This is a genomic window from Archaeoglobus fulgidus DSM 4304 (assembly GCF_000008665.1).
In the GTDB taxonomy this organism is placed as follows: domain Archaea; phylum Halobacteriota; class Archaeoglobi; order Archaeoglobales; family Archaeoglobaceae; genus Archaeoglobus; species Archaeoglobus fulgidus.
This window is the reverse complement of record NC_000917.1, coordinates 296,351-321,998: the sequence shown is the minus strand read 5'-3', so window position 1 is coordinate 321,998 and position 25,648 is coordinate 296,351. Positions and strand designations below refer to the sequence as shown.

Annotated in this window: 29 protein-coding genes, 1 tRNA gene and 1 pseudogene; 17 read left to right on the top strand and 14 right to left on the bottom strand. The window is 49.0% G+C overall.

Features of this window, described 5'->3' with window-relative positions; translation table 11 throughout:
• The 5 genes from AF_RS01815 (at position 1) to AF_RS01795 (ending at position 2,815) form a co-directional block, all read left to right on the top strand.
• On the top strand, positions 1-717 hold the full coding sequence (locus AF_RS01815) for an RAD55 family ATPase (RefSeq protein WP_010877861.1): 717 nt from the start codon (positions 1-3) through the stop codon (positions 715-717).
• A complete protein-coding gene (locus AF_RS01810) occupies positions 692-1,252 on the top strand; it encodes a hypothetical protein (RefSeq protein ID WP_010877860.1) in 561 nt (186 codons plus the stop codon). Before AF_RS01815 ends, AF_RS01810 begins: the two co-directional genes overlap by 26 nt.
• On the top strand, positions 1,245-2,000 hold the full coding sequence (locus AF_RS01805) for a hypothetical protein (RefSeq protein ID WP_048064218.1): 756 nt from the start codon (positions 1,245-1,247) through the stop codon (positions 1,998-2,000). The genes AF_RS01810 and AF_RS01805 overlap by 8 nt, the downstream gene beginning before the upstream one ends.
• Positions 2,001-2,009: 9 nt before the next feature.
• Positions 2,010-2,690 carry a KaiC domain-containing protein gene (locus AF_RS01800; RefSeq protein WP_010877858.1) on the top strand — a complete coding sequence of 227 codons (681 nt, stop codon included), beginning with the start codon at positions 2,010-2,012 and terminating at the stop codon, positions 2,688-2,690.
• Between the two features lie 42 nt (positions 2,691-2,732).
• Positions 2,733-2,815: transfer RNA gene (locus AF_RS01795), tRNA-Leu, on the top strand.
• Between the two features lie 56 nt (positions 2,816-2,871).
• On the opposite strand, the gene AF_RS13395 is transcribed toward AF_RS01795, so the two are convergent.
• The 5 genes from AF_RS13395 to tdt form a co-directional block, all read right to left on the bottom strand.
• Positions 2,872-3,150 carry a TSUP family transporter gene (locus AF_RS13395; RefSeq protein WP_231487573.1) on the bottom strand — a complete coding sequence of 93 codons (279 nt, stop codon included), beginning with the start codon at positions 3,148-3,150 and terminating at the stop codon, positions 2,872-2,874.
• Positions 3,147-3,503, bottom strand: coding sequence for a TSUP family transporter (locus AF_RS13390; protein WP_231487571.1), 357 nt, complete (start codon positions 3,501-3,503; stop codon positions 3,147-3,149). Before AF_RS13390 ends, AF_RS13395 begins: the two co-directional genes overlap by 4 nt.
• A gap of 5 nt (positions 3,504-3,508) precedes the next feature.
• Positions 3,509-3,763 carry a universal stress protein gene (locus AF_RS01785; RefSeq protein ID WP_010877856.1) on the bottom strand — a complete coding sequence of 85 codons (255 nt, stop codon included), beginning with the start codon at positions 3,761-3,763 and terminating at the stop codon, positions 3,509-3,511.
• Entirely contained in the window at positions 3,760-4,140 is a 381-nt protein-coding gene (locus tag AF_RS01780) for a carboxymuconolactone decarboxylase family protein (protein WP_010877855.1), read from the bottom strand. Before AF_RS01780 ends, AF_RS01785 begins: the two co-directional genes overlap by 4 nt.
• A gap of 135 nt (positions 4,141-4,275) precedes the next feature.
• Positions 4,276-5,235 (bottom strand): tellurite-resistance/dicarboxylate transporter, encoded by a 960-nt coding sequence (tdt, locus tag AF_RS01775; RefSeq protein ID WP_010877854.1) that lies wholly within the window; start codon positions 5,233-5,235, stop codon positions 4,276-4,278.
• A gap of 152 nt (positions 5,236-5,387) precedes the next feature.
• Between tdt and copZ the strand changes: the two genes are divergently transcribed.
• From copZ to AF_RS01745, 6 genes are all read left to right on the top strand, one after another.
• On the top strand, positions 5,388-6,002 hold the full coding sequence (gene copZ / locus AF_RS01770; protein WP_010877853.1) for a copper chaperone CopZ: 615 nt from the start codon (positions 5,388-5,390) through the stop codon (positions 6,000-6,002).
• Between the two features lie 120 nt (positions 6,003-6,122).
• Positions 6,123-6,617, top strand: coding sequence for an N-acetyltransferase (locus tag AF_RS13010; protein ID WP_010877852.1), 495 nt, complete (start codon positions 6,123-6,125; stop codon positions 6,615-6,617).
• A gap of 239 nt (positions 6,618-6,856) precedes the next feature.
• Positions 6,857-7,234 carry a desulfoferrodoxin family protein gene (locus tag AF_RS01760; RefSeq protein ID WP_010877851.1) on the top strand — a complete coding sequence of 126 codons (378 nt, stop codon included), beginning with the start codon at positions 6,857-6,859 and terminating at the stop codon, positions 7,232-7,234.
• Positions 7,235-7,238: 4 nt separating this feature from the next.
• On the top strand, positions 7,239-7,814 hold the full coding sequence (wrbA, locus tag AF_RS01755) for an NAD(P)H:quinone oxidoreductase (protein ID WP_010877850.1): 576 nt from the start codon (positions 7,239-7,241) through the stop codon (positions 7,812-7,814).
• Between the two features lie 137 nt (positions 7,815-7,951).
• The gene (locus AF_RS01750; RefSeq protein ID WP_010877849.1) at positions 7,952-8,404 is read left to right on the top strand and encodes a rubrerythrin family protein; all 453 of its coding nucleotides are present in this window, start codon (positions 7,952-7,954) and stop codon (positions 8,402-8,404) included.
• Positions 8,401-8,547, top strand: coding sequence for a rubredoxin-like domain-containing protein (locus AF_RS01745; RefSeq protein WP_010877848.1), 147 nt, complete (start codon positions 8,401-8,403; stop codon positions 8,545-8,547). The genes AF_RS01750 and AF_RS01745 overlap by 4 nt, the downstream gene beginning before the upstream one ends.
• A 9-nt stretch (positions 8,548-8,556) precedes the next feature.
• Here AF_RS01745 and AF_RS01740 read toward each other — a convergent pair whose 3' ends face one another.
• Together AF_RS01740 and AF_RS01735 are read right to left on the bottom strand one after the other, a co-directional pair.
• Positions 8,557-10,353: an aldehyde ferredoxin oxidoreductase family protein gene (locus tag AF_RS01740; protein ID WP_010877847.1), complete on the bottom strand. Its 1,797-nt coding sequence runs from the start codon at positions 10,351-10,353 to the stop codon at positions 8,557-8,559.
• 9 nt (positions 10,354-10,362) lie between these two features.
• Complete coding sequence (locus tag AF_RS01735) at positions 10,363-11,505, bottom strand: iron-containing alcohol dehydrogenase (RefSeq protein ID WP_048064618.1); 1,143 nt, start codon at positions 11,503-11,505, stop codon at positions 10,363-10,365.
• A 105-nt stretch (positions 11,506-11,610) separates the two neighbouring features.
• Here AF_RS01735 and AF_RS01730 point away from each other — a divergent pair, with 105 nt between their 5' ends.
• Positions 11,611-13,239: a type II/IV secretion system ATPase subunit gene (locus AF_RS01730; protein WP_148183415.1), complete on the top strand. Its 1,629-nt coding sequence runs from the start codon at positions 11,611-11,613 to the stop codon at positions 13,237-13,239.
• A gap of 276 nt (positions 13,240-13,515) precedes the next feature.
• The gene (locus AF_RS01725; protein ID WP_010877844.1) at positions 13,516-13,734 is read left to right on the top strand and encodes a histone family protein; all 219 of its coding nucleotides are present in this window, start codon (positions 13,516-13,518) and stop codon (positions 13,732-13,734) included.
• Between the two features lie 5 nt (positions 13,735-13,739).
• On the opposite strand, the gene priL is transcribed toward AF_RS01725, so the two are convergent.
• From priL to AF_RS01705, 4 genes are all read right to left on the bottom strand, one after another.
• Positions 13,740-14,852 carry a DNA primase regulatory subunit PriL gene (priL, locus tag AF_RS01720; protein ID WP_010877843.1) on the bottom strand — a complete coding sequence of 371 codons (1,113 nt, stop codon included), beginning with the start codon at positions 14,850-14,852 and terminating at the stop codon, positions 13,740-13,742.
• Positions 14,853-14,855: 3 nt separating this feature from the next.
• Positions 14,856-15,593, bottom strand: a complete 738-nt coding sequence (locus AF_RS01715) for a DNA polymerase sliding clamp (RefSeq protein WP_010877842.1) — start codon at positions 15,591-15,593, stop codon at positions 14,856-14,858.
• Positions 15,594-15,684: 91 nt separating this feature from the next.
• On the bottom strand, positions 15,685-15,930 hold the full coding sequence (locus AF_RS01710) for a hypothetical protein (RefSeq protein WP_010877841.1): 246 nt from the start codon (positions 15,928-15,930) through the stop codon (positions 15,685-15,687).
• Positions 15,914-17,407 carry a 4-hydroxyphenylacetate 3-hydroxylase family protein gene (locus tag AF_RS01705; RefSeq protein ID WP_048064616.1) on the bottom strand — a complete coding sequence of 498 codons (1,494 nt, stop codon included), beginning with the start codon at positions 17,405-17,407 and terminating at the stop codon, positions 15,914-15,916. Before AF_RS01705 ends, AF_RS01710 begins: the two co-directional genes overlap by 17 nt.
• A gap of 131 nt (positions 17,408-17,538) precedes the next feature.
• Here AF_RS01705 and AF_RS01700 point away from each other — a divergent pair, with 131 nt between their 5' ends.
• The 3 genes from AF_RS01700 to amzA are packed head-to-tail and all read left to right on the top strand — an operon-like array spanning position 17,539 to position 20,272.
• Positions 17,539-18,627: a CBS domain-containing protein gene (locus AF_RS01700; protein WP_010877839.1), complete on the top strand. Its 1,089-nt coding sequence runs from the start codon at positions 17,539-17,541 to the stop codon at positions 18,625-18,627.
• A complete protein-coding gene (locus tag AF_RS01695) occupies positions 18,603-19,793 on the top strand; it encodes a TraB/GumN family protein (RefSeq protein ID WP_010877838.1) in 1,191 nt (396 codons plus the stop codon). The genes AF_RS01700 and AF_RS01695 overlap by 25 nt, the downstream gene beginning before the upstream one ends.
• Positions 19,790-20,272, top strand: a complete 483-nt coding sequence (gene amzA / locus AF_RS01690; RefSeq protein WP_010877837.1) for an archaemetzincin — start codon at positions 19,790-19,792, stop codon at positions 20,270-20,272. The genes AF_RS01695 and amzA overlap by 4 nt, the downstream gene beginning before the upstream one ends.
• Here amzA and aglB1 read toward each other — a convergent pair.
• The 3 genes from aglB1 to AF_RS01675 are packed head-to-tail and all read right to left on the bottom strand — an operon-like array spanning position 20,269 to position 24,218.
• A complete protein-coding gene (gene aglB1, locus AF_RS01685; RefSeq protein WP_010877836.1) occupies positions 20,269-22,044 on the bottom strand; it encodes a dolichyl-phosphooligosaccharide-protein glycotransferase AglB1 in 1,776 nt (591 codons plus the stop codon). The two genes, amzA and aglB1, sit on opposite strands and share 4 nt — an antisense overlap.
• Before the next feature lie 10 nt (positions 22,045-22,054).
• Positions 22,055-23,170 (bottom strand): glycosyltransferase family 2 protein, encoded by a 1,116-nt coding sequence (locus tag AF_RS01680; RefSeq protein WP_010877835.1) that lies wholly within the window; start codon positions 23,168-23,170, stop codon positions 22,055-22,057.
• The gene (locus tag AF_RS01675) at positions 23,145-24,218 is read right to left on the bottom strand and encodes a glycosyltransferase family 4 protein (protein ID WP_010877834.1); all 1,074 of its coding nucleotides are present in this window, start codon (positions 24,216-24,218) and stop codon (positions 23,145-23,147) included. The genes AF_RS01680 and AF_RS01675 overlap by 26 nt, the downstream gene beginning before the upstream one ends.
• A gap of 84 nt (positions 24,219-24,302) precedes the next feature.
• Between AF_RS01675 and AF_RS13850 the strand changes: the two are divergent.
• Positions 24,303-25,644: pseudogene (locus tag AF_RS13850) on the top strand (mannose-1-phosphate guanylyltransferase/mannose-6-phosphate isomerase).
• Positions 25,645-25,648 lie beyond the last annotated feature (4 nt).

Below are 25,648 nucleotides of genomic sequence, written 5' to 3'. Positions count from 1 at the left end.
ATGACCGATGTTGCCAAGTTCGGCATTAGCAGACTGGACGAGTTGCTTGGCGGCGGACTCGACAGATACACCGAAAATCTGATCATTGGAAGGAGCGGAATTGGAAAAACAATTCTTGCTGCACACTGGGCGGCGGAGGGGGCTAGAAATGATGAGACTGTTGTGTATCTCTCAACCACCATGAACAAGAAAAACTGCAAAGCCTATCTCGGCAGGTTCCCGTTCATGGAGGATGTTTACGACAAAATAAAGTGGAGGTTCATACGGGTCGACCCCAAGTTCGTTCTTCCGCTGACGAGGGAGAAAATTGTTGAAGGGCTAAGGGCAACTTTCGGAATGGACGGTAAGGATATTGATAGAGTCGTTTTTGATTCCTGCACAGACCTCGAACTCGCACTGGCGGATCCGGTGCTTTACAGGAGGGCTTTGACCTACATGTCGGACCTCTCCTACGATTACGAGATTACATCCCTCTGGATAGAGGAGGCTCCCATGCAGGGCGATTGGAGCAGCACAAAGAACATCGTTGACAGCGTAATCTTCCTAAACCTTCTGCGAACTCAGGAAGGTTACCAGAGGGCGATGAGAATCCTGAAGAAGTACAGAACGAGGGTGCCGCTTGAGTGGATTCCTTACGAAATTACTGACGAGGGTGTGGTTATAAAGGACGGATACATTGTGAAGAGAAGCTATGACTACGAATACAAACGCGGTTGAGCTTGTTAAAGAAGCTATAGACCGCGGAGCGGAAATTATACTGGTTAAAGTTGATTCGAAGAAGTATGTGAAGATGAGCTTAGAGCTGGTCAAGCACTTCACGGAGTTTGCGGAGGGAATCTTTGTCACCCTCAACCGCCCCTACTTCAGCCTGAAGAAGATGCTGCTGAAGGAGGGCGTGGATATCAGCAAGCTTTACTTCATCGACTGCATTACCCTTCAGCTCGGTGGACAGGTTATTGACGAGGAGAGGTGCTTCTACCTCACCTCTCCCGATCCGGTACAGTTGCAGGTAACAATAGAGAGGGCAATGGACCTGGTTACAGTAAATAATAGGTTCATTTACCTCGACTCCCTCTCGACGATATCTCTCTACAAGTCCTTTGAAACCCTCGTTAAGTTCCTGAGGCATCTCACAGGAAAAATGAGGTTAAGGGGTTTTGTAGGAACAATCTTCACCATTGAGAAGGAAATGGACGAGAGCTACTACTCCCAGATTTCCCTGATGGTCGATGAGGTGATTGAAGTTGACTGAGACTTTTCCAACAGGCCTCGAATTTCTGGACAAGCAGATAGGGGGCTTCCCACCGGGTTTGGTGATTCTCTACGAGAACGCCGGAGCAGGGGGCAGAGAGTTTGCAGTAACTTCGATGTTCAACAACGCGGACAAGTTCAAAATCCGGTATCTGTCCATCTCAAAGCCAATTGACGTCGTTAAAAAGGAGCTCGAAAGCGCCATCCCCGAAAGGGGCAGCGTACCTGATATTGAAGTAGTGAGCCTTGCGGACTTTTACTTCAAGGACACGCTTGTTCCCCTCAAGTGGGTTTCTGAGAGGGGAGTTGCGATCGAGCTATTGAAGGGTGAGAAGAATCTGTTTACGAAGCTCGTTGAGTTCTTTGACGGCCTTGAGAGTAACAGCTACGTTTTTTTGGACTCCCTCACAGACCTTGCCAGGGCGGCGGTGAACAGACTTGGCTGGGAGAACTTCGTTGACCTGCTGAAGGGTATAAGGGTTTACTGTATAAAGAACAACATTCTGCTAACCGCTCTCCTGACTTCGGAGGTTTTCGAGAAGGGGAAGGAAGAGGAAATGCTCGACCAGGCTGATGGAGTGGTCATTTTTGAGTGGTCAGTTGAAAAAGACACAATACTGCGTTGGATGTACTTTAGAAAGTTCCTTGGACTGCTGCCCAAGATAGAAAAGGAGAGAATTGTTAAATACTCAGTAAAAATCGATCCTGTAATAGGCTTCACGATTTCGAGGATCATGAGGGTCATGTGAGGTGGTCGGATGCTGAAGACGGGGATTGAGGGACTGGATGCAATTCTGGGTGGGGGGATTCCCGAGGGGCATATTGTTGCGGTTGTTGGCCAGTACGGAACCGGCAAGACGACGCTGGGTCTGCACTTCATCTACGAGGGCTTGAAGAATGGGGAGGCGTGCATGATTATTAGCTTTGACGAGGATGAGGAGAGCATAATTGGGGATGCTAAGAGCGTGGGAATGGACTTGACGGCCTTTGGAGACAAAGTCCACATAGTCAGGCTGGAGGCGTCGGAGGTTAAAAAAAGCCTCGAAAAGCTGGAGAGCGATTTACCTGAGATCGTCAGAAGTTTAGGAGTTAGTAGAATGCTGGTTGATTCCATAAGCGTTCTCGAGACGCTTTTCGATGATGCAGGCAGATACAGCATGCTCGCAGCTTTCAGAAAAATGCTCAAGGAAAACGGCATTACCGCAATAATTACAAGCGAGGCGGACAAATACCAGCCGAACACCTCGAAGTACGGAATTCTGGAGTACATCTGCGATGGTATGATCAGCCTGAAGGTTGTCAGGAAGAGCGAGCTCGATGAGCCCACCTTGGGGCTTGAGGTCGTTAAAATGAGGAGAGTCAAGCATTCAAGAAAGCCCAAGCCATACATCATCACCGATTCTGGAATAGTTGTTTACGAAGAAGCGGAGATTTTTTAAGCGACCAAAATTTTCTTTATCCGCTACGTAAACGCAATTTAAGCGGGGGTTGCCGAGCGGCCAAAGGCGCTGGATTTAGGGTCCAGTCCCGTAGGGGTTCGAGGGTTCGAATCCCTCCCCCCGCATGATTTAGCTCTCCCTACCTCCCTTTATAGCCCTCATTACAATCTCCTGGACAACCTTAAAGCGACCCTTTCTGATTTCCTTCCATATGAACTTTGGTCTGAGGTAGAAACGGAGGTAGCAGTACTTCAGCCAGTGAGGTGCCAACGGCTATTTTCACGGCCGAGCCGAGGAGGTATATGAATGAAGGAACAAGAGCGTATCCTCCTCCAAGCCCGACGATTCCCGTGATGATACCTATAACGAATCCTATGGTTGCTTTCGCCGTGCTTGAGCCGGGAACCTCATTTCCGGGCTTTTCGGGCATCGCCCTCTTTATCGTTCCCTCGTAAATCATCCTATGCTGACGTAGAGGAAGGCAAAGCCGAGGATGAAGTTCAGAAGCCACAGCTGGTTTGCGATGTAGAAGAAGATTATGCTCCCAACTGCAGCCCCAACCGCACCGCTTGCCGCAACAACCTTTGCAGTTGAGTAGTCCACGTTCTTCAGCCTTATGTGGCCTACAGCTCCGGAGCTTGCGGTTAAAATCACAGCCGTTATCGTCGTCCCTATCGCTACCGGCAGCGGGTAGTTGAAGAGGAATGCGAGGGCAGGGAGCATTATAACGCAGCCACCAATGCCAAGCAGACCGCCGAGCGTTCCGGCTATCAGCCCGGTAACGAAAAGCAGCGTGGCGGTTATCGGGTCCATTCAAATCACCTCACTATTAACACAGGGTTTCTGGCATGCCTCGCAACCTTCTCAGCACAGGAGCCGAGCGCATCGCCGATCTCCGCAACCGCACCACTTCCCCTCTCCGTCATCACTATCATGTCAACTCCTTCCTCCTCCGCTGTGTCGATGATTACTTTCCAGCATTTCCCTGCCTTTACAATCCTCTTCTCAACGTCGTACTTCTCAAGCGCCTTCTCCGCCTCCTTCGAGAAGTCCAGCGGAACGAGAACTTTCATTCTTCATCACCTCCCTCAAGCCATTCCAATGCTGGAGTTACGGTTGCGAAGATCGTCGAAGCTAAGGCGAACCTTGCAACCAGTATAGCTTCTCCAATCTCCCTCTCGCTCACACCCCTCCGCTTTGCAATCTTCGTGAAAACCTCTGTGCACATCTTGCTTCCCACTGCAGCTGCAACGGCAATCATTATCAGGTGCTTGTACTTCTCAGGAATGCTCTCAAGGCTCATCACGAACTGCCTCTCATCCATCTGCCTCTCCAGCCACTCCGGAGCGACCTTGGAGAATAGCTTCTGCGGCTTTGGCTCCTCGCCTATCATCTCCTCCATTTTTTGGAGTATCTCTGCGACCTTTGCCTCCTGACTACCTTCTACCATGTTTTTGTTTAGAAAGTAATAATATAAATCCTTTGTCGTTTAAAATTTAAACCAAAGAAAAACGAGAGTGTCTCCAGCGCTTTTTCTGTTAAAGAGGAGCTAATAATGGTAAAGAAAAAGGAAAAGTGTTTGCGGTCAAGCTCCTCTAATCGCTATGCCAACAGTTCTAACTCCAATAATGGCCCACGCTGCAATGAGGAACGCGTAGAGGGCAGTTGCTGCGTAGCTAAACACTGGCACGAAGTGTGAAAGCGCGATGGTTGAAAGTGTGTAGGCTGCGGTGGGGAAGACGTAGCTCCACCAGCCGAGGAAAAAGGGCATCTCTTGTCTGAGGTACCTGAGAAGAAGTAAAATGTTAACTGCAAGAGCCCACAGCCCGAATCCCCAGAGCGAAATTGATGCAATCAACGCCAGAGGAACGAGATTTGCGGAGAATATTGCTTCTGCGTGCTTTGCTATAAGCGTGAAATCAACGATCAGTATGCCTATCGGAGCGAGGAGTATGAAGTTTGTGGGTGCGAGTTCGAAAACCGGAAGTTCGTGGTTCACGAGTCTGAGAAAGAGTATCGTGGAAATGAAGAGAAACAGCATCAAACCTATTCCGAAGTAAATCAGCGAGGTAACGAAAAAGGTCTCGTTCGGTGAGTACTGCAGCAGAGCGTCTGTGACAAGTATGGTCGAGACGGGAGGGATGAACCATCCACCATGGATGTGGTGAATCTCAGCCTTAACGTTGGCGAAGAAATGGTAGGAGAGATAGACGGTGAGGACTAAAATGAGCCCAGCTCCGTAAGCGAGAAGCGGCAGGTCAAGGGGAATTCCGAGCTTCCTGTAGAGTATGGCGAGAATGACCGCTGAAATGGGTTGCAGAGGGTAGAAGTTTCCCATAACAAAATGTCCCAGTTCTGCCGCCACAACCCTCGGATATCTGATTATTTTCGCCAGCCATACTGCGGTTAGAATAACAAAGATTGCTGTAAGAAGGTAGGTCAGAACTACGCTTAGCACCGGAAAATACGGCAGCGATGCTATGGCCACTCCACCAGTCCCAAGAATCGTCGCAAACCACCCTATCTTGAACTCTTTCAGACTCATGTGGTTCAGTTTAATTTCTAAGCTTAATAGTTTTTTGCGGTTTTGAAATTAAAAAGAAAAATGGCGTGTGGTAAAGTTGTAGTGAAGTCAATCTGTAAGACTGTTGAACTCTTTGAGTGAAAAAGCTTTTCAGGAGAATGTGGTGAAGAAAAATGATGCGATGCCCAGAATGCAGCACGGAAGGATGGAGAGTTTTGCCGCTGACCGTCGGCGCACACGTTAAGGAGGGACTCTGGAGTAAAATCAAAGGGGATTTTTACTTCTGCTCTTTGGAGAGCTGCGAGGTTGTTTACTTCAACGAGCAAACGGTCTTTAGGAAGGGTGAGCTGAAGACGAGAGTGGGTGTTAAGGAACGGGAAGAACCAAAGCCGGTTTGCTACTGCAACAGGGTTACAGAGAAGATGCTGTTGGAAGCTGCCGAAAAGTTCGGAAAGGAGAAAGCTGTCGAGATCACGGGAGCAGGAAAAGGAAAATGGTGCGTCGTTACCAACCCATCCGGGAGATGCTGCCACTGGCATCTGGAGAGGCTGGGATTTCCCGTTGGAGGTGAGAAGAAAGCGGCTAAAAGAGTGGAAATTAAGCTTGACGGTCTCACATGCATGGGGTGTGTTAGCGCTGTAAAGGCGGCTCTTGAAGAGGCCGGAGCGAATGTTGTTGAAATTGGGCTGGACAGGGCTGTTGTTGAGGTTGACGAGGAAGCGGAGCTGCAGAAACTCGTTGAGGCTGTTGAGGGAGCAGGTTACTCTGCACGGCTTGAAAAGAGATGAAAGGCAGGCTTAAGGTTTGACAAGATAGACGCTAATAATCACCGGGATGCATTTCTGTCTCTGATGAAGCCATCATGCTTAGACGGGAAAAGCTAATTTAGATGCCGGGCTATAATATGCATGGAGTTCAAAGTAGAGGATGACAGGATATCCCTTTACGCTGACTCGAAAAGGGTGTCATGGGTTTTATACAGAAAGCATAGCGGGGAGATAGAGCTACTCGCAACCTTCACCGCAAAGGGGGAGGAGGGAAAGGGCTACGCCTCGAAGGTTGTTGGTGAGGCTCTTAATTATGCCAGAGGATTCGAGAAAATAAAGGTGTCGTGCCCCTACATCAAAAGCTGGATTGAAAAGCACGGCTTTGACAGAGATGTTGAATACACGAAGCTCCTTGAGTTCAAGGAAGCTGTTGAGAAGTTCAACCGCTTTCACTCCCCCGAAGCTGTTGCAGAGTTCATGAAGGAGGAGGGTGAGGTCGTTTACGTCAGGTTCACAGGCCCCTTCTGCGTGAGCTGCGGAGTTTACGACTACTTCGAGGATTTGACTCAGGATGCGGAGGTTCTGGACTATGAGGAGGTTGAAGATGGATTTATTGTTAGATACAGGCTGCTATAGAAGATCATTGCTTTTTCTTCGAGCAGCCTTTCCATCTCCAACCAGATTAACACCTTTTTCGAAGGCATGGAAGCTCAGCTTGTTGGACTCAGAAACCAGGGTACTTTCCATCAGCCCGCTACAAACTCTTCCTCTTTGGTGATTTACAGCCAGTTTAGCGATATTAATTCGTAAATACGAAATTCGAACATAGAAAGGTTTATTAGGGAAGAAATTTTAAAGGTAAGGGAGGTGATAGCATGGAACTGTTTCAGACTGCAGACTGGAAGAAGGAGAAGCACGTGCCAGTAATTGAGGTTTTAAGGGCTGAGGGCGGAGTTGTGGAGGTAAAGGTCAGCGTTGGGAAGGAAATCCCGCATCCGAACACAACCGAGCACCACATTGCGTGGATAGAGCTTGTATTTCAGCCTGAAGGCAGCAAGTTCCCCTACGTAGTTGGCAGGGCAGAGTTTGCCGCCCACGGGGCTTCAGTTGACGGCCCGAACACGAGTGGTGTTTACACCGATCCGGTTGCGGTGTTCGCCTTCAAAGCTGAGAAATCCGGGAAGCTTACGGCCTTCTCCTACTGCAACATCCATGGCCTCTGGATGGGAGAGGCGACGCTAAGCTTGGAGTGATTGAATGGCCAGGATTCTTGTTATTTTTCATTCCATCACGGGCAACACGATGAAGCTCGCAAAGGCCGTTGCTGATGGTGCGAGGGAAGGAGGAGCGGAGGTTGCTGTTAAGAGAGTTCCCGAAACCATCCCGGCTGAAATCCTCGAAAAGAACCCCGGCTACGTTAAAGTAAGGGAAGAGCTTGAAAGCTTCGAGGTTGCAAGGCCAGAGGAGCTTCAAGATTATGATGCAATCATTTTTGGCTCTCCGACGAGATTTGGAGTGATGTCCTCGCAGATGAAGCAGTTCATTGATATGACGGGAAGGTTGTGGATGGAGAGGAGGCTTGAGGGCAAGGTTGGGGCTGTTTTCACCTCAAACGAGATGCCCCACGGCGGTAAGGAGGCGACGCTGCTCTCAATGCTCCTTCCTCTCTTCGCACACGGGATGATTATTGTCGGACTGCCCCCGGCGAAAGAACTCTACAGGGCTGGAAGCTACTACGGGGCGGCATCAACAGGAGTTCCCAAGGAGGATGACTTGCAGGTTGCAAAAATGCTCGGAAAAAGGGTGGCAGAGGTGGCTGAAAAGCTCTGCTAAACTTTACCGTTTGCAATTTTTACCTTTTCCTTAGCCTGAGGTCAGACAGGCAAATGGTTCGAATTTCGTAAATTTGGATTTTTCAAAATCCAGAAAAATTTCGAAAGACTTAAGTTAGAGTTTGGCCAAGTTAAGTTATGTATGAGGATGTTGTTGGGAGGGAGCTTGAGCGTTACGGCCTTTTTTCGGCTTATGCAAAGATGGCCAAGGACGAGAGGATAAAGAAGCTCTACCAGTCCCTCGCAAGGGCGGAGGAGATTGCACTGATTTCCCTTCTCCGAAACCTGGGAAAAGACCCCTACAGGGATGCAGTGGAAATGGGGGAGAGGCTTGAGGATGAGGCAAGGTTCATGGAGGAGAAGATGAAGGAAGCTTTGGCCGAGAAAAACAGGAAGGTTGCAACGAATCTGAGATTCCTCGCGGTAATCAAGAAGAACATGTCCGAAATGCTGGAGTTTCCAGAGGACTTCAAAGCGATATACGTATGCCCCATGTGCGGATACATTGTCAAGGACGAAACGCCCGACGTTTGCCCGCTGTGCAACGCTCCTGGAGAGAGCTTTGAGAAGTTTGAGGTGATTGGAGAGTGAAGAGGTGGAGATGTAAGCTCTGCGGGCTTGTTTTCAGAGGGGATGAGCCGCCTGAAGTTTGCGGAAGGTGCGGTGCGACTAAGGAGCAGTTTGAGGAGATAAAAAGCTACAGGGAAACGAGGATGGCCAAAAGCAAAAAGTAGAAAGATATTTTATTCAACCCACTCCAAACCGAGTTCCTCCAGCTTCTCCCTGCTTGGCACACCCTCAGGCCACTTTCTGAACTCGTAAAGCTCCGAGACCTGTTTTTTCACATCAGGCACGTTTCCGGCGCTCCCGCCTTCAAGCGGCTGGAGGACTATTTCAGGCAGGGTGTCGTGCTCCGCCTTAACCCCGCACTTCACGTTGTAAACTCTCTTGAGTGTAAACATCCTCTCTCCTGCAGTGTAGATGTTCTCAACGGTGTAGTTGTAGCCCGTAACCGCCCTCAGCATCTCTGCAATGTGTCTCGGTTTGACGGGCATGAAGGCGCACATTGTGATGGCGTTGAAAAGCTCAGAGAAGTTCTGAACCTTTGCCGCAAGAATTCCTTTGCCCTCGTTGCTGAACCTGTCGTCGCTCTTTATGCCATACTCGCTAATAGTCTTTCCCATCTCGTAGAGGTACATTTGATGTGGCAAATGGCACGCCCCCCTTGGATGAGTTGCGTAAGCCGCGGCAAGGCTGCTGAAGGCTCTTGCATCGTGCATAGGTATCTCAAGCCCCTTTACATGAGCGCTCCACGCCTCCTTGCCGTACTTCAGGCCGATGAACCTCACACCCTCTGCAAGCTCCTCTCCTTTGCCTCTCCTGCAGGCGATGTCCTTAACCATCTGCTTCACAGCCTCGGCATCACCCCACTTGATGTTGAAGTCTCCAACTCCCTTCTCGGTGAGGTACATGGCAAAGGCTACGCTAACTCCAGCAGAGATGGAATCCATTCCGAGGTCGTTGACGAGGTAGTTAATCTCAATCAGCGACTCCAGGTCGTCGTTGAGCTGGAGAGCCCCGAAAGCCGCAAGAGTCTCGTATTCTGGCCCGTGAATCTGCTTTCCCTTGTGCTCAACAACCCTTCCGCACCTAACGACGCAGCCCAAACACCCATCGTTTCCCCTTAGAACCGATGCCGCCATCGCCGCACCGGAAATCTTAGTTGCCCCATCCCATGTTCCCTGAGTGTAGTATTTGATTGGCAGGTCACCAAAGCCTTCGGCGGTTTCCATGTAGCCGGAAGTTCCAAGCTGTGTGAACATGTTGCAGGTGAAATCATCCTTTATTCTCTGCAAAACCTCATCGACGACTCTGTTAAAGCCCTCCTCGTCCGCAACCTCAACCCTCTGCCTTTCTGACGGATCATAAACAACAGCAATGCCTTTCAGCTTCTTTGAGCCCATCACAGCCCCCACTCCCGTTCTTCCGGCATGCCTTGAGTTGTCAACCTGGATGCACGCGTACTTCACCAGATTCTCGCCAGCTGGGCCTATCACAGCCGTTGCGACTCTCTTCTCTCCCAAATCCTTCTCAATCTGCTCCTGTGTCTCGTAGCATCCCTTTCCCCACAAATGCTCGGCATCAAGGATTTCCGCACCGGTTAAATCTACCTTGAGAAGAACGGGCTTATCGCTCGCCCCCTCCACAATAATGCCGTCCCAGCCCGCGTATTTGAGGTAAGCGGCCATCCTTCCGCCTGAGTTGGACTCACCCCAAATTCCCGTGAAGGGGCTGCGGGCGCAGAACTCAAGCCTACTGGTTGAGGGGGCTTTTGTTGCCGTAAGCGGGCCGGTCACAATCACAAGGGGATTCTGCGGAGAAAGGGGGTCAACCTCAAAACTTCTCATGTCGTAGTGGAGCTTTACCGCATACCCCGCACCACCAATGAACTCCCTCAAATCCTTCTCCTCTGGAATGAGAGTCGAAACCGTTTTTTCGGACAAATCAACCCTCAAAATCTTACCGCAGTAGCCGTACATGCTCTCACCTCAGAAGTCAACCCTCTTTCCGTAGAATGCGTACTCAAGCAGCTTCCTCGTTTGCTCGGTGTCTGGACATCTCGGAGAGGTAATCATGCACGCATCGTTGATAGCATGGCTCCATATATCCTCAATTGCCCCAAAGTACTCCTTCTCACCAACAATGTCTGAAACCTTTGTCGGAGCCTCTATCTTCTTCATGAGGTCCATTACTTTCTCCACCATAGACTCTCCGCTCTCCAATCCAACCCTACCAGCCAGATAATCCATCATTGCCCTCGAGCCTTCATCGTTAAGGTAGAACTGCAAAACGTAGGGGAGGAACACCGCAACGCAAATGCCGTGGTGCACCTTGAAGTAGGCTCCGAAAGCATGGCCCAAGGAGTGCACCGGCCCCACCTGAGAGTTTCCGAATCCCATTCCGGCCATCGTTGCGGCGTGGTGCATCTTAGCCCTCGCCTCCTTGTCCCCGTTGTAAGACTTCTCAAGGTTGTCGAAGATTAATTCAATTGCCTTCTCGCACATTGCATCGCTGAAGTCGTTTCTCCACGGAGCCAGAGCACCCTCGATTGCATGGGTTAGCGCATCCATTCCCGTGCCGGCTACGAGCTTGGGCGGAAGGTTTTCAACAAACCTGTAGTCGAGTATTGTTAAATCCGGTATCGCTTCTCTGTTCGCAGGAAGAACTTTTCTCTTTTCCTTGGTGTCGGTAAGCACCATTGCCCATGTTGCATCCGCTCCCGTGCCGCTGGTTGTCGGAATGGCGATGAGCTTTGCTTTCTTTTGAAAACCGAGCTCATAGAGATCTGTAAAGGGCGTGATGAACTCTGGATCGACGTCAAGCTCCATCAGTATCCTCGCCATCTTCGCAACGTCCATAACGCTGCCACCACCGAGAGCGATTATGAGCTGCGCATCAAGCTCTCTCGCCACTTTTGAGCATTTTAGGGCAGTTTCTATGCTCGGCTCCGGCTCTACCTCGTCGAAAACCTCTATTCTCTCCGCCTTGAGATTTTTCTTTACCTCCTCAAGGTAGCTCATCTCGCTCAGAACCTTGTCAGTTACAATCAGCACCCTCTCTGCTCTCTCGCTCTGCAGGTGCTCAATGGCATCGTCACCGAAAACTGTCTTTGGTACAACAAACCACCACATGATGAGAGGATGATTGAACAATATAAAATGTTTTTCAATGTTCATTTTGTCATTCTTTCACTTTTACACGAAACATTTTTTAATTTTAAATACCGAAATCTTCTGATGCCCACTCTTCGCTTCAGCTTCAAAAAGAAGGAGGATGAAGTTCCAAGAAGAACTGCTGTTTTCGAGATAATAAAAAAAGGTGCAAAGGAGGAGTTTCTCGGTGAGGAAACCTATAGAACACTCTCAAAGAGGCTTTCGCAGGAATTTGAACCTCCTGAAGGGTGGATTGAGGTTGAGGGTTATCCCGTTTACGGCAGATTCGTAATCTCAAGCGTTCACATCCTCTATAATGAGGAAGATAACGAGTTCATTTATCACGTCAACGAGCCCAAGCTGAGTGAAGAGGAGGAGAAAATTGTCAAGAATGTGATCGGCAGGCTTGAGTACTATGCCGCAAACCCCAAGGAAATTGGGGACAAAGTTGGAACGCTCAAAAAGAAAATAGATTCCATCCTTGAGGCTTACAGAGTAAACCTTGAAGGTTCGGATTACTTCAGAGTTCTTTACCACATTTTCAAGCGAACTATCCTTTACGGCAAGATAACACCCATAATGTACGACCCGATGATCGAGGACATTTCATGCAACGGATACGGCAAGTACATCTACATCTTCCACCGCAAGTACACAAACCTCCGCACCAACGTCATCTTCGACGATCCGGATGAGCTTGACAGCTTCGTTGTCAACCTCGCCCAGAAGTGCGGAAAGCACATCAGCATCGCAGAGCCAATGGTTGACGCGACAATGCCCGACGGCAGCAGAATCCAGATGACTTTGGGGAGGGAGGTGACCGACCACGGCTCGACCTTCACCATAAGAAAGTTCCGCGAAGAGCCCGTCACTCCCATCGACCTAATAGCATGGAAAACCTTCAGCAGCGAGCAGATGGCATATCTATGGCTCTGCATCGAGAACAAGAAGTCACTAATCTTTGCCGGCGGCACTGCGAGCGGTAAAACCACTTCGATGAACGCCATCTCGCTCTTCATCCCCCGCCGCTCCAAGATAGTGACAATTGAAGACACAAGAGAGCTTATGCTCCCCCACGAGAACTGGATTCCTGCTGTAACAAGAGATGCCTTCCACGGAGAGAAGGGAGCAGTTGACATGTACGATTTGCTCAGAGCGGCATTGAGGCAGAGGCCTGAGTACATAATAGTCGGTGAGGTTAGAGGGAGGGAGGCTTTAACGCTCTTCCAGGCGATGGCTACAGGCCACACAACCTACTCAACACTGCACGCTGACAGCATAAGCGGTGCGATACACAGGCTTGAAAACCCGCCAATTGGAGTGCCGAGGCCGATGCTCGAGGCTCTTGACATTATAAGCATCCAGGCCCAAACTTACGTTGGGGACAGGAGAGTTAGGAGGAACATGGAGATTGCGGAGATTGTCGGTTTGGATGCGCACACAAAGATGCTGAGAACCTCAACCGTATTCCAGTGGGACAGCGTTAAGGACGAGCACGCGATGGTTGGAACTTCCAAAGCTCTGGAGGAGATAAGGAGGCAGAGAGGGTGGAGTGTGAGGGAGCTGAACGAGGAGCTTGAGAGGAGGAGGAGAGTGCTGGAGTTTATGCTCTCCAACGGAATAAGAATGTTCAAAGACGTCTCTGCGGTCATACATACCTACCAGGTGAATCCCGAGAGGGCGATGAAGCGCCTCGGCGTTGAGGAACTCTGAAATTTATTTTACTGCATTCTTGGCACTGCAATCTAAAATATTGTTAGTTTAGAAAAGAATCGCCGAATTTGCCAAATTTACCATTAGAGGGAAGATTGGGCTAATGTTGGTAACCATCATTTTCCGATTTAACACCTATTTTTATCTCTCATTCTTGCCCATCATCAGGTGTTGAGCAGATTCCCAATACGATATTTTTGCCTCCTGAAAAGTCCATTTCATGAAAAAATTTATATAGGATTTTGGCACATTAATCATTGGTTAGTCTGAACCAGAATGGAGGTGTTAAGGGTGGAGCTTCCACTTGCTCCTGTGGAAAGGCTTCTGAGAAAGGCTGGAGCTTCAAGGGTCAGTGAGGATGCAAAGGTGGAACTGGCGAAGGCCATAGAAGAATACGCCATGCAAATTGGCAAAAAGGCTGCTGAGCTGGCAAAACATGCTGGGAGAAAGACGGTAAAGGTGGATGACATCAAGCTTGCTCTGAGGGAGCTTTAAAACCTTCAACTTTTCGATTTACATTTTTTATAATAAATTAAGGGATGCGAAACCCTGCAATCGGCAACGCAGTTGCTGTAGGTTCTCATTGTGTCGCACGATGGGGAGGTGTACTCAGCCCCCTTCCCCCTCTCTCCGGCGATGTGCTCGACCTGATACCTCGTCTTTTCATCGTCGAAGTCAGGTGCGGACTTAAACAGCGCTATTATTTCGTCAACGGTCATTCCGATGTTAAGGAGGAAGGAGGTAATTGCAAACCTTGCGGTATGGGGGATGTTCATACCCCTCTGAAGCTCTGAGAGAATTTCCCTCATGCAGGGAGGGAGGCAGTTAAGGTCAACCTCCCCCAAGTCCATTGCAAACTTCTCCGACTCCCTCTTCGCCTTCCTTGAAAGCTCCCTCACTGCCTCGCTCACCGCCTCGCTCACCGGAACCTTCTCGAAAAGCTTCATTCTCAGTAGCTCCTCCAGCCCCCTTAAAACCTCGGCTTTGGTGGTCTCAACCCAACCGTTTCTCAGCTTTCTGTTCACGAGCCTCCACTTGTCATCCTTAATTCTCGCGGAAACTCTAACAAAGGTTGAAACGTGCATTTTCCAGCCTTTAAGCTTCGCACCGAGGTCTATCGCCACAAGCCTGACTATCGGCTCTTTACCGCTCTCTTCTACATCTTCCCTCAACAGCCTTGAGTAATAGCTCGCCTCGTTAACAGCGTACCTCATCCTCACCCAGTCCTCCATCGCCGAAACAATCATTCTGGATGCGATGTACGTCAAGAGGGAGAGCTTGGCGTTTGTGTAGAACCTCTCAACCGCTTCACGGGGGTAGTAGAGCGAGCAGTTTTCGAAACAGCCCATACAAAGGTCGCAACCTTCAAGCGTTCCCCTTTTCTGGCAATCATAGCAGTTCTCCTCACAGCCAAGACAGAAGAACTCCGACTCATCTGTGAACCTGTCGTACTCCACCCTGCCGTCAATTGCCTTGTCAACAATCCTCTTTGCGGCTTCAACAGTATCCAGAAACTTTCTAAGCTCATCCTCGATGTTGAATGAGAAAACGCGTGAGGCAATTCTCAGAAAGGGATAGCGAGCCAAAATTGGGTAAAGGGGTAGGTATTTCATCAATCACTCCGACTCTATGCGCGGAGCCAGGATGTACTCGACCTTTGCCCTGCCGCCAACAAGCTCAAAAACCAGCCTGACTGGATAGTTGGTTCCGAGGTGAATCGTGAGCAAATCACCGCTTCCCGCAACCTTGCAGAACTCCTTGAGGTAGTCAACGCTGAACATGCTCCTTGCTTCCCCTCCGTTGAACTCTATCAGCTCAGTTTCCGTCATGTGGAAAACGATGCTGTCAACATCCCCCTTCGCCTCAATCCTGAAGCCCTCCTTGTCTGACCTGAAAATCACCTGGTCGCTGATTTTGTCTGCAGCCGCAATTGCCTTCTTGAACTCCCCCGCATCCATAACAATCTTCGCTGGCAGCTCCAGCTCGGGAATTCTCGGCTCTTTCCTTATTGCGGAGGGGTCTATCAGCGCCACCTTGTACTCCACGCTTCCGAACTTTACCTTCAGCGTGCTCTCATCCTCAACGATCAGCTCAACGAGGTCTTTGGTCGAGATTGACTTGCTTATGTCGAAAATCCTGTCCATGTCCACTCCTATGGTTTTCTCCTCATCTATGTTGTAAACCTCAAAGCTGTCTTTCGGGATGTCAACTATGACCATCGCAACGTTTGCGGGGTCAACGGCTCTCGAATGCAATCCCTTTTCTAGGAAGTGTATTCTCGCCTCGCTGACCAGCGCAACTATAGCCCTCGTTACGGTCTTCAACAACTCTCCGGTCATTATGACGTCTATCATCTCAGCTTTTTTTAGACGTGTTAATATTTAATTTTTTCTGCTTGGCTGCCTGTGCTTCCTTTCCCTAACTCCGCACAAATGGTGTGCGGAGCTAACCTCTCATGGCCTTGAGAACTCTTCTCAGCAGCTCCTCCTCACTCACCGGAGAATCAACGCTCACGACTTTTGGATGATTCACTTCCTCAAGCAAACAGGCTTTCTTGCAGCCGTTAATCAAAACGAGAACGTCAGCATCCTCCGAGTAAAAAATTGTGAAGTGCTTTCTCAGCACATCCTCAACATCCTCCCGCCTGTACTCGGGGTTGCATCCACCGCAGTACTTAACTCCGACCTTCATCCCCTTCTCTCTTGAACCCTCTCACCCTCAAGTAGTCCTCATCTGGAAGAATCCCCGCAACTCTCTTTGCCTCTTCCTTCTTCACGTCGATGTTCGCCCTTCTCGCAATCATTATCTTCTGCGCGGCTGGCGAGCCTGCTCCGTGCATAGACTCCGGCAGCTCAGCCCCGATTGACAGGTTCTCGATCAGCCTTATCATCCTGACCCTGTGCTCGGTCGGTACGTCGGCCTTTCCTTTGAGGTACTTCTCAATCAAATCTCTTGTTTCGGGATTCTTGTAGTCAAGCTCGGACGGTGTTGTCGCCACCAAACCGCCAACGATGTCCTGAGCCAGCCTCGACCACTCGTAGGGGAAGCGGGTTATGTTGAGCTTCGTGACGTTGGCCAAAAGCAGGTTCGGCATGTAGGCTCCAGAGGGAGTTTTGAAGCCCTCGTAGGAGCACGCGAGGGAGCAGCACCAGCAAGTTTCTGCCAAATGAACCATTTCAGTCAGCTTGTCCACGATGTGCGAAGCCCTTTCAACGCCGTTGTACTCGGCAATAGCTGCCGAAGCTCCGATCAGCACATCCGCAACTCCAACCTTGCAGCCTCCGTAGTTCTGCCTGTGATATGTTGCGAAGGTTTCAACAAGCTCCGACGCAAAATCGTACTCCCCGCACATGAAAACTCTCTCCCACGGCACGAACACGTCGTTGAAGATTATCAAAGCCTCTCCGCCAACCGTGGCATATTTAGCATTCCCACAGTCGATGTCCCCGTCCAGCCTTCGCACGTCATTTGTCTGCCTTCCGAAAATCATCACCACTCCCTCTGCATCTACCGGAACGGCAAACGCCACGGCGTAGTCCTTATCCTCTTCCCCCATGGCTCTTGTTGGCAGTGCTATGATCTCGTGAGAGTTTACCGCACCGGTAATGTGCGCCTTGGCGCCTCTCACAACAATCCCGTCTTCCCTCCTTTCAACAACCCTCACATACACGTCCGGGTCTGCCTGCTGGTGCGGCCTGAGGCTCCTGTCGCCCTTAACATCCGTCATGGCTCCCGCCGCCATCAAATCGTTTTTCTGAACATGAATCAGGTAATCCTTGAACCTCTCGTGGTAGTCGGTTCCGTATTTCCTGTCAACGTCGTAGGTTGTTATGTAAAGAGCGCAGAGAGCATCAAGCCCCACGCAGCGCTGAAAGCAGCTTCCTGTCTTTCTGCCGAGCAGCCGCATCATCCTTACCTTCTTGACCAAATCCTCCGTGCTCTGGTGAATGTGGGTGAACCTGTTTATCTTCTCCCCAGTTAGGTGGGAAGTAGCGGTCATCACATCCTCGTATCTCGGATCGTTAGCGAGTTCGTAGGTCATTGCAGCAGCATTCACATGCGGAGCGGTGATGGGATCGTCAGCAACGCTATCGATCTTCCTCCCCATGAAATAGACCTTTGGCTTCAGCTTTCTCAAACTCTCAATGTACTCCTTTCCGTTCATCATGCCTTCCACCCTTCAAACTTTACTTTTGAAAAAATAAAAAATTTTCCGATTTTTTGAATCTAACTCCAAAGCAAGTTCACAGAATGTCAACTGAGGTTAGGTATTTATAAAAGCACCTGTAATCACTATTTATGCGAGCGTCCTTCAAAATTTTCAGAGTCTTCGGAATTGATGTGGAGGTGCACATAAGCCTTCTAATCCTGCTTGTTCTTCTCATATACGCCTTCTCAGTTTCTCCGTTCCCCTACGGCTTTGCAAATTTTCCTTTGTCTGAGAGGATAATTTTATCAAGCATGGCTGCGGTGGGACTTTTCGCTTCAATTCTCGCGCATGAGCTCGGCCACTCTCTCGTTGCGAGGAGATACGGTGTCAGGATAAGGGGAATAATGCTCTTCATCTTCGGTGGGGTTGCGATGATGGATGAGCTGCCGAAAAAGCCGCGAGAGGAGCTTGTGGTTGCCATATCCGGCCCCGCAACGAGCTTCGGAATTGCCGTTGTCTCCGCTCTCCTCTCGTCAATTCCCGTTGCCGAGCTCAGCGCCTTCTTTCTGCTTTTCGGCTACCTCAACTTCATTCTTGCCATCTTCAACCTGATTCCCGCCTTCCCGATGGATGGAGGTAGAATTTTGAGGAGCTTTTTGGCTGAGAAGAGGAGTTACGCCGAAGCTACAAAGATTGCCGCGGAGATCGGAAGGGCGCTGGCGATATTTATGGCAATCTTCGGGATATTCACGAATCCGTGGCTGATACTCATAGCACTCTTTGTTTACATCGGAGCCAACGAGGAGGAGAGGCTCGTGCTGCTTGAGAACGTGCTCGGAAGGGTTAGGGTGGCTGATGTTATGAACACAGAGGTTGTTACTGTAACCCCGGAGATGACGGTCTCGGAAGTGATTGATTTGATTCTGAAAACAAAGCATCTCGGATTTCCAGTTGTTGAAGGAGAAAGGCTTGTGGGGATTATCACTCTCCACGACATAATCGGGGTTGAGCCCGAGGAGAGGGTTGGCAACATTATGAGCAGAGAGGTTGTTGCGGTCTCACCAAACCAATCGGCCTTTGAAGCTTTCAAGATTATGAGCGAGATGGGGATCGGGAGGCTGCCGGTGGTTGAGCACGGCAGAGTTGTCGGAATCGTGTCAAGGAGCGACTTAATGAGAATCAAGGAGATTCTTGAGGCTCTGGAGGTGATGGGTTGGAGGAAAAGAGGCTCGTCATAGTAGGCACAGCACACGTTTCCAAGAGAAGCGTTGAAGAGGTCGCGGAGGTTATTGAAAGGGAAAAGCCCGATGCGGTTGCGGTTGAGCTCTGTCCGAGAAGGTATCACGCCCTCGTCCACGGGCAGAGGGAGGAGATTTCGGTAGCTGATGTGATAAGGAAGGGCAACGTTTTCATGCTCCTCTTTCAGCTCATTCTTGCATACTTTCAGAGGAAGGTTGGAGAGGAGACTGGAGTGAAGCCGGGCAGCGAGATGCTTGCAGCAATTGAGAAGGCAAGGGAAGCAGGAGCAGATGTGCTGCTCATAGACAGAGATATTGGCCTTACCTTCACGCGCTTCTGGCAGAAGCTGACGTTCGTGGAGAAAATAAAGCTCATTTTTCACCTCGTAAGAAGCACCTTCAGCGGGGATGAGATAGAGGTCGATGAGATGCTTGAAGAGGACGTTCTTGACATGCTGGTAAAGGAGTTCAGAAAGATATCCCCCAACGCTGCAAAAGTTCTGATCGACGAGAGGGATGTTTACATGGCCGCCAACCTGCTCAACGCTCTGTCCAGATACAACAGAATTGTAGCCGTTGTTGGTGCTGGCCACAGGAAGGGGATCGAGGAGGCTCTGCTGAAACTCAAGGAAAATCCCGTAAATTTGAGGGAGCTTGAGGAGGTGAAGAAGGGTAGAAGCTACTTCAAAATTTTCATGGGGGCCTTTACTGCCCTGATTGTTGGAACCTTTATCCTCATAGCCACGTCGCTCAACACGGAAGTTCTAGTTCAGGCGTTTCTTTACTGGTTCTTAATTAACGGAGTGCTCTCTGCAGTAGGCGCTTCGCTGGCGAGGGGGCATCCTTTGTCCATAGTAACGGCATTTCTGTGCGCCTGGATGACTTCCCTTAATCCGCTTGTTGCTGCCGGCTGGGTTTCGGGCCTAGTGGAAGCATGGATTAGGAAACCGACGGTTGAGGATTTCTCAAAGCTCGTTGAGGCGGAAAGCCTTAGGGAGATGATGCAGAACAAGTTCTTCCGCGTGCTCCTCGTTGCCGCTTTAACGAATGTCGGGAGCATGATAGGAACAATTTACGGCGGGTGGTACATCATCTCCACCTTCGGTGTGGACGTTGCAAAGGTTGTGGGGGAGAGGGTTGTTGAGGTAATAGGAGGGCTCCTATGAAGATATACATCCAGCCTCTTTCGGTGAACAGCCACACGGTTGAGGTACTCGCAAACTCCCTCCCGAAAATTTTCAACGCCGAGGTTTTTGTGCTTCCGGCATCAGATGTTAGCCTTAAGTGCTACAACGCCTCCAGAAGACAGTACAACTCAACGTGCATCCTGAGGATGCTCCCCCCGATTAAAGTTACCTTGGGTGTGACGGGTAAGGATATCTACGCCAAAGGAATGAACTTCGTTTTTGGCGAGGCAGAACTCGGAGGGGCGAGGGCCGTGCTATCAGTTTTCCGCCTCACAACAGCGGACAGCGAGCTTTACAGGGAGAGGGTTGTCAAGGAGGCTGTGCACGAGATCGGCCACGTTCTTGGTTTGAAGCACTGCAGTAACAACTGCGTTATGCGGTTTTCAAACTCAGTTCAGGATGTTGACAGAAAGCCGGTTAGCTTCTGCAGGGAGTGTGCATCGAAAATCAGGTATTAGCTACCCACAACCTCAAAAATCTTAACATCGCCGAATTCCTTTACCAGCCTGAAGTGGGTCAGGTTTTCGGCGTTCTCCATGTGGAGCCTGTAAAGCACGGTATGGTTGAAGAAGTTAAGGATTTCACCTTCAGTCATCAAATCCACATTGTAGCCAGCGATCCGCATGATTGCGGGGAACTTAGTGTTGTTAGCGTCCTTCATCGTAATCTCATCGGCGGTAACAACGTACCTCACACCACGTTTCTTTGCAATTTTAATGGCTTCATCCTCGCTTTTTGCAGTAAAGAACTTAGCCGCATCAACAGCCCCTGCCTGAAAGTTGTTGCAGACCACAGCCTTTTTTGAAACGTAGAGAATCCAGTTACCGTAGTCCCACCAGCTCATTACAGAATACTCAGGCTTTTCGTAGGGGTTCAGGTAGTTCTGCTCTTCCAGCGAAGTTCTCATCCATTCGAGAGCTTCTTTCCAGTCTTCGGTGAGGTCGAAGGGGACTACGGCAACGACTATACACGGTATGGCGAGGATTACGAGGAATGCTGCAACAACAGCATGATCCTTCCACTCTACCTCCGCATTTTTCTGCTTGACTTTTCTGTCCTTTCTTTTCCTCCTTCTACTCTTTTCCTCCTCATCAGCCTTTTCGAAAACAGGATATTCCAGCCTTTCGAGAACTAAGCTAACCAAGTAGGCAGATAGCAGTGCCGACGGCACCACAAGAACTTCCGTAAACCTGAGCTGCATCAGAGCAAGAATGAAGGACAGGAAGAACATCGAGAGTACAAACCTGTTTCTAAAAAACAAAACCGAAATCAGAGCGAAAATGAAGTAGATGTAACCTGAAGCTGATATGATTTCAAAAATTTGTAGAGACCTCGCCTCGCTTATGGTTGGAAGGTATATGTTGGCCCCAAAGATGTAGTTGATGCCTCCCTTCACGAATTCGAAGTGTGGGAGGGGAATAAAGTAGATAATAAGAACGGTGGCAAGCGATAATGCTATGTAGTAGATCGTGGCGTTTCTAAATCTGTCCTCGTAACCCTTTACTACACTACCAACGAAAAGAAAGGCGGCAAGTCCGAAAAATGATATACCAACTGGAGGATACAGAACGAAGGAGATTGCTGGAATAAGGTATGAGGCTGCTACAAGTCTCAGCGCTTTTCTGTCAAAGTGAACAAGTGCTGAAAATGCCAGCAATGCTCCATATATCGGTGAACCGAGCCAGGCAAGAGCCATAAAAAGCATTGGAAGTCCAGCTAGAATCTTCCAGACACCATCCTTAAGCAGAAGGTACGCTGATAGCAAAAAGAGAAAGATTACCAAAGCGTGATGGTCGGCCTGCCCAAGAACTGTCTTCCACACTGCCACCGGTGCTGCGGCATAGATGAAGGCCGAGATTAAAGCAAAGGTCTGATTGTTTACAATCTGAAGGGCTGTGAGGCAAATTAGCACAACAGACAAAACGCCAAGGATGACGGGAAGGAAGACGGCGAAGATTTCCGACGAATGAAAACCGAAGAGCATGCCGGGGAAGGCAAGGATATAATCAAAGAGCGGGGGCCAGGTTATTTTCAGCCCGAAGGGATAGTTTATATAGTAATCGTAATCCGGGCGGAAACTTTCCTTTACCATTACCTCCACAAGCCTCATGTGGTAGTAGGAGTCGTAACCCGTGTAGTAAATCCCCGAATCGAAAATCTCACCGAAGTTCTGAAATCTGACCGCAAGGGCAAAGAGTATAACCGCCAGCATCAATACCTTTCTGTCCATGAAGGCAGTATTATGATTTCAATATTACTTTTTCTCCATTGCTCTCGTTCAGCAGAAACATGCTGAGGAAAAGAGAACTCAGGATTATCTGAAATCCTGAAAAAATGAGCAACATGGAAAGAATTGCATCATTAAATTCGTCCAAAGACCCAAATCCTTTAGCAAGCCAGAATGAAACTATTCTGTAACCGAGATAAAAGCCGAGTGCGAGAATTGCTAACCCAGCAAGCATTAACCCCTCGATGGTCGAGTATCTGCTGAAAAAAGACGTTATTCTATCGTCTCTCCTGAATCCAATCTGCCTTGAGTACAGCTTTCCCGAAACGCCGAAAAAGAAGGTCTGGATACCAATGAGAGTTAAAAGTGTTCCGAGAATCAGAGTATGTGTCCTTATCGGTTCAAAGGTCAGGACGTAGGTCATGACTGCAACGCCGATTAAAGTCAGAAATATGGATGGGATTAGAAAAACATGGCCTGGAGAGGTGGCGAGAATTAGCCTGAGATGCCTCCAACCATCCCTGAACGACCTCAGCTTGCTATCTCCCTTCCGGGGGTAGTATGTTACGGGAACCTCCAGCAGTCTCAAACCGCTCATCGTTGTTTTGAGAACAAATTCCGTTGCAAACTCCATTCCCGGACATTTGAGGTCGAGTTGGGAGAGTGAACTTTTTTTTATTGCCCTAAAACCGCTGTGGACATCGCTGAATCCCGTCCCGAACAGGAAGTTTGTTAGCTTTGTGAGGAGGGGGTTTCCCAAATATTTGTGGTGCCAGGGCATAGCGCCGGGCATTATTTTGCCTTTAAACCTGCTGCCGATAACAACATCCGCCTCATCCCTTAAAATTGGCTCAACAAGTTTAGGTATCTCAGCTGGGTCGTAGGTTCCGTCTGCATCCATCAGAACAATGATATCACCACTTGCATGCTTTAAACCCTCCAAGTAGGCATTGCCGTAACCTTTGACGTTCTTTATCACCCTGCATCCAAGCTTTTCCGCAATTTCCGGCGTTGAGTCGGTAGAGTCATCTACAACGATTATCTCCTTAACCCCAACCACCAAACATTTTTTCACTATTTCCTCAATCGCCTTCTCCTCGTTTTTAGTCGGAAGAACCACAGTTATCATAGAAATCAGCCATCTTTTTTGCTATAACGCTCCAGTCGAACTTTCTGGCGTAATCCACACATCTTCTCCTCATTTTTTTCCTTGACTCCATCGCAATTTTAATTTTTTCGGCAATGTCTTGGGGAGAAGGTGAGGCTATGAACCCGGTTTCTCTCGCAATCTCCACCACAGCATTCATTGGGTGGTTTATAGTAACAACAGGCAGACCGCAGGCGTTAGCTTCGAGGGCTGCAATTCCGAAACCCTCTCTTCTGGAGGGAAGAACAAAAACCTTTGCGCTTTTCAGCGTCGCTATCAGATACCCATAGTTCATAAAGCCAGCAAACTTGACATTTTCGGGAGCTGACTTGATTAAACTGGCTTTTTCCGGCCCCTCACCTACAATAAGGCAACTGTAATCAGGGAGGAGCTTCATCGCTTTGATTAGCAAATCAGCACCTTTCTCCTTTATCAGCCTGCCTGCAAAAACCACATCCAGTGATTCTTCAGACGCTTCGACCCTCCTTATAAATTCAAAGTCGATTCCGTTGGGAATTACCTCAACATTTTTCACACCAAGATTCAGGAGGTTTCGGGCGGTTGTTTCAGATACCGCAACCATCTTTCTGTCGAGTGAAGCAACAATTCTCTCAATTTGCCTGCCAAATAATCCCGCATATCCCAGATACTCCTTCCAGTAGTCCCCCCAATACTCGTGCCACGTGAGCACCAAATTCCTTCTCCTGAAGAAGGGAAAAACCGAAAGATATGGGAAAACCTGGCAGTCCAGAACGTCTGCATTGATTTTTGCGTTCTTTGCCAGACTCAACGCAAATGAAAGAGCTGAGCTGATACTTCTCCTCTCTCCCGAGTAAAGCCTCAAGGGACCGCAAACGGGTATCAGCTCAATCCCTTCTAATTTTCTCTGCTCTTTGCCCCACCACCCGGCACAGAGCCATTTAACTCTGAATCCCCAATGGGAGAGCCTTTTACCTATCTCGTAAATCCTTTTTTCAACCCCGCCCTTTACCCAAGGGTAAACTGCGTCGTAAATGAACACAACTTCCACGTTATAAGTTTACAAGGTGGTTTTTCATTTTTACTCAGATACAACATCAGAAAAAATTATGTTCAGAACAATAAACCAGATACAATGAAAACCATAATACTTGCAGGCGGGAAGGGGACACGTCTCTGGCCGCTTAGCAGGGAAGCCATGCCCAAGCAGTTTTAACGATTATTTGGAGAATCTCTTTTTCAGAAGACTGTCAGAAGAGCCTTGATATTTTCCGATGCAAGTGATATATACGTGGTTACTAACGAAGAGTACAGATTCAGAGTTTCAGATGATCTTGACGATTTAGGGGGTAAAAATTCCAGAAGAGAACATACTGCTTGAGCCAGAAGCCAAAAATACATTACCAGCAATCTGCTATGCCATGATGAAAGCAGGAGACGGAAATTTCGCTGTTCTGCCATCTGACCATATCGTAGAGGTCAATGAGGAGTGCATCAAAGCGTTCAGAATTGCAGAAAAGTTCAGCGATAGATTTCTGGTTACCTTTGGCATTAGGCCGACAAAAGCACATTCTGGTTACGGGTACATCAAGCCGGGTAATGACCTTGAGGGCGCGTTCAGGGTAGAGGATTTCCATGAGAAGCCAGATTTAAGGATGGCAGAGGCTCATAAAGGAGGGCTACCTATGGAACAGCGGCATGTTTCTTTTTGACAGTACTCTTTTTAAGGAGGAGTTAAAAAGGCACGCTCCGGAAATGCTGCGCATTTTCGAAAAAGGTGTGGGAGCATATGCTGAAGTTCCGGAAATTTCGATTGACTATGGCATTGTAGAAAAATCGGAGAGAGTAGCTGTGGTGCCAATTGATGTAGAATGGAGTGATATGGGCAGTTTCGATGCTATTTATGAGTACCTGCATAAAGATGAGAGCAGTAATGCAGTGGCTGGAAGTGAAGTTATTGCGGTCAACTCAAAGGGAAATTTGGTGGTTGCGGAGAGGTTAACCACGCTCATTGACGTGGAGAACCTTCTTATAATAGACACTGACGATGCAATGCTTGTGGCAAAGAGGGGAAGCGCCGAGAAGGTTAAAGAAGTCTATAACATCCTCAAAACTAAAAACGACAAGAGGGCAATTATCCACAGAACCGCCTTCAGACCATGGGGGGCTACACAGTTCTGGAGGAGAACAACTACAAGATTAAGCGAATTACAGTCAAACCCGGCAAGAGAATTAGCCTGCAGAGACACTATCACAGAAGCGAGCACTGGATTGTCGTGAACGGTACTGCAAGGATTGTTGTTGATGGGAAAGAGATACTGCTGAGGAAGAGAGAGAGCACTTTTGTCCCTGCCGGCTCTCTGCACAGAATAGAGAACCCCGGAAAAATCCCTCTTGAGATAATTGAGGTGCAGATTGGAGATTATCTGGAGGAGGATGACATAGAAAGGTTCGAGGACGATTTTGGGAGAGGTTAGAGTT

What these genes read in the sequence shown, in the direction of transcription:
- AF_RS01785 (WP_010877856.1), bottom strand. Translation starts at nt 3,763, where the DNA reads ATGAAAGTTCTCGTTCCGCTGGACTTCTCGAAGGAGGCGGAGAAGGCG.
- AF_RS01700 (WP_010877839.1), top strand. Translation starts at nt 17,539, where the DNA reads ATGCGAGCGTCCTTCAAAATTTTCAGAGTCTTCGGAATTGATGTGGAG.
- AF_RS01715 (WP_010877842.1), bottom strand. Translation starts at nt 15,593, where the DNA reads ATGATAGACGTCATAATGACCGGAGAGTTGTTGAAGACCGTAACGAGG.
- wrbA (WP_010877850.1), top strand. Translation starts at nt 7,239, where the DNA reads ATGGCCAGGATTCTTGTTATTTTTCATTCCATCACGGGCAACACGATG.
- AF_RS01750 (WP_010877849.1), top strand. Translation starts at nt 7,952, where the DNA reads ATGTATGAGGATGTTGTTGGGAGGGAGCTTGAGCGTTACGGCCTTTTT.
- AF_RS13010 (WP_010877852.1), top strand. Translation starts at nt 6,123, where the DNA reads ATGGAGTTCAAAGTAGAGGATGACAGGATATCCCTTTACGCTGACTCG.
- amzA (WP_010877837.1), top strand. Translation starts at nt 19,790, where the DNA reads ATGAAGATATACATCCAGCCTCTTTCGGTGAACAGCCACACGGTTGAG.
- tdt (WP_010877854.1), bottom strand. Translation starts at nt 5,235, where the DNA reads ATGAGTCTGAAAGAGTTCAAGATAGGGTGGTTTGCGACGATTCTTGGG.
- AF_RS01680 (WP_010877835.1), bottom strand. Translation starts at nt 23,170, where the DNA reads ATGATAACTGTGGTTCTTCCGACTAAAAACGAGGAGAAGGCGATTGAG.
- AF_RS01735 (WP_048064618.1), bottom strand. Translation starts at nt 11,505, where the DNA reads ATGTGGTGGTTTGTTGTACCAAAGACAGTTTTCGGTGACGATGCCATT.
- AF_RS01740 (WP_010877847.1), bottom strand. Translation starts at nt 10,353, where the DNA reads ATGTACGGCTACTGCGGTAAGATTTTGAGGGTTGATTTGTCCGAAAAA.
- priL (WP_010877843.1), bottom strand. Translation starts at nt 14,852, where the DNA reads ATGAAATACCTACCCCTTTACCCAATTTTGGCTCGCTATCCCTTTCTG.
- AF_RS01800 (WP_010877858.1), top strand. Translation starts at nt 2,010, where the DNA reads ATGCTGAAGACGGGGATTGAGGGACTGGATGCAATTCTGGGTGGGGGG.
- AF_RS13390 (WP_231487571.1), bottom strand. Translation starts at nt 3,503, where the DNA reads ATGGACCCGATAACCGCCACGCTGCTTTTCGTTACCGGGCTGATAGCC.
- AF_RS01730 (WP_148183415.1), top strand. Translation starts at nt 11,611, where the DNA reads ATGCCCACTCTTCGCTTCAGCTTCAAAAAGAAGGAGGATGAAGTTCCA.
- AF_RS01780 (WP_010877855.1), bottom strand. Translation starts at nt 4,140, where the DNA reads ATGGTAGAAGGTAGTCAGGAGGCAAAGGTCGCAGAGATACTCCAAAAA.
- AF_RS13395 (WP_231487573.1), bottom strand. Translation starts at nt 3,150, where the DNA reads ATGATTTACGAGGGAACGATAAAGAGGGCGATGCCCGAAAAGCCCGGA.
- AF_RS01725 (WP_010877844.1), top strand. Translation starts at nt 13,516, where the DNA reads ATGGAGGTGTTAAGGGTGGAGCTTCCACTTGCTCCTGTGGAAAGGCTT.
- copZ (WP_010877853.1), top strand. Translation starts at nt 5,388, where the DNA reads ATGATGCGATGCCCAGAATGCAGCACGGAAGGATGGAGAGTTTTGCCG.
- AF_RS01810 (WP_010877860.1), top strand. Translation starts at nt 692, where the DNA reads ATGACTACGAATACAAACGCGGTTGAGCTTGTTAAAGAAGCTATAGAC.
- AF_RS01710 (WP_010877841.1), bottom strand. Translation starts at nt 15,930, where the DNA reads ATGAAGGTCGGAGTTAAGTACTGCGGTGGATGCAACCCCGAGTACAGG.
- AF_RS01760 (WP_010877851.1), top strand. Translation starts at nt 6,857, where the DNA reads ATGGAACTGTTTCAGACTGCAGACTGGAAGAAGGAGAAGCACGTGCCA.
- AF_RS01815 (WP_010877861.1), top strand. Translation starts at nt 1, where the DNA reads ATGACCGATGTTGCCAAGTTCGGCATTAGCAGACTGGACGAGTTGCTT.
- aglB1 (WP_010877836.1), bottom strand. Translation starts at nt 22,044, where the DNA reads ATGGACAGAAAGGTATTGATGCTGGCGGTTATACTCTTTGCCCTTGCG.
- AF_RS01705 (WP_048064616.1), bottom strand. Translation starts at nt 17,407, where the DNA reads ATGATGAACGGAAAGGAGTACATTGAGAGTTTGAGAAAGCTGAAGCCA.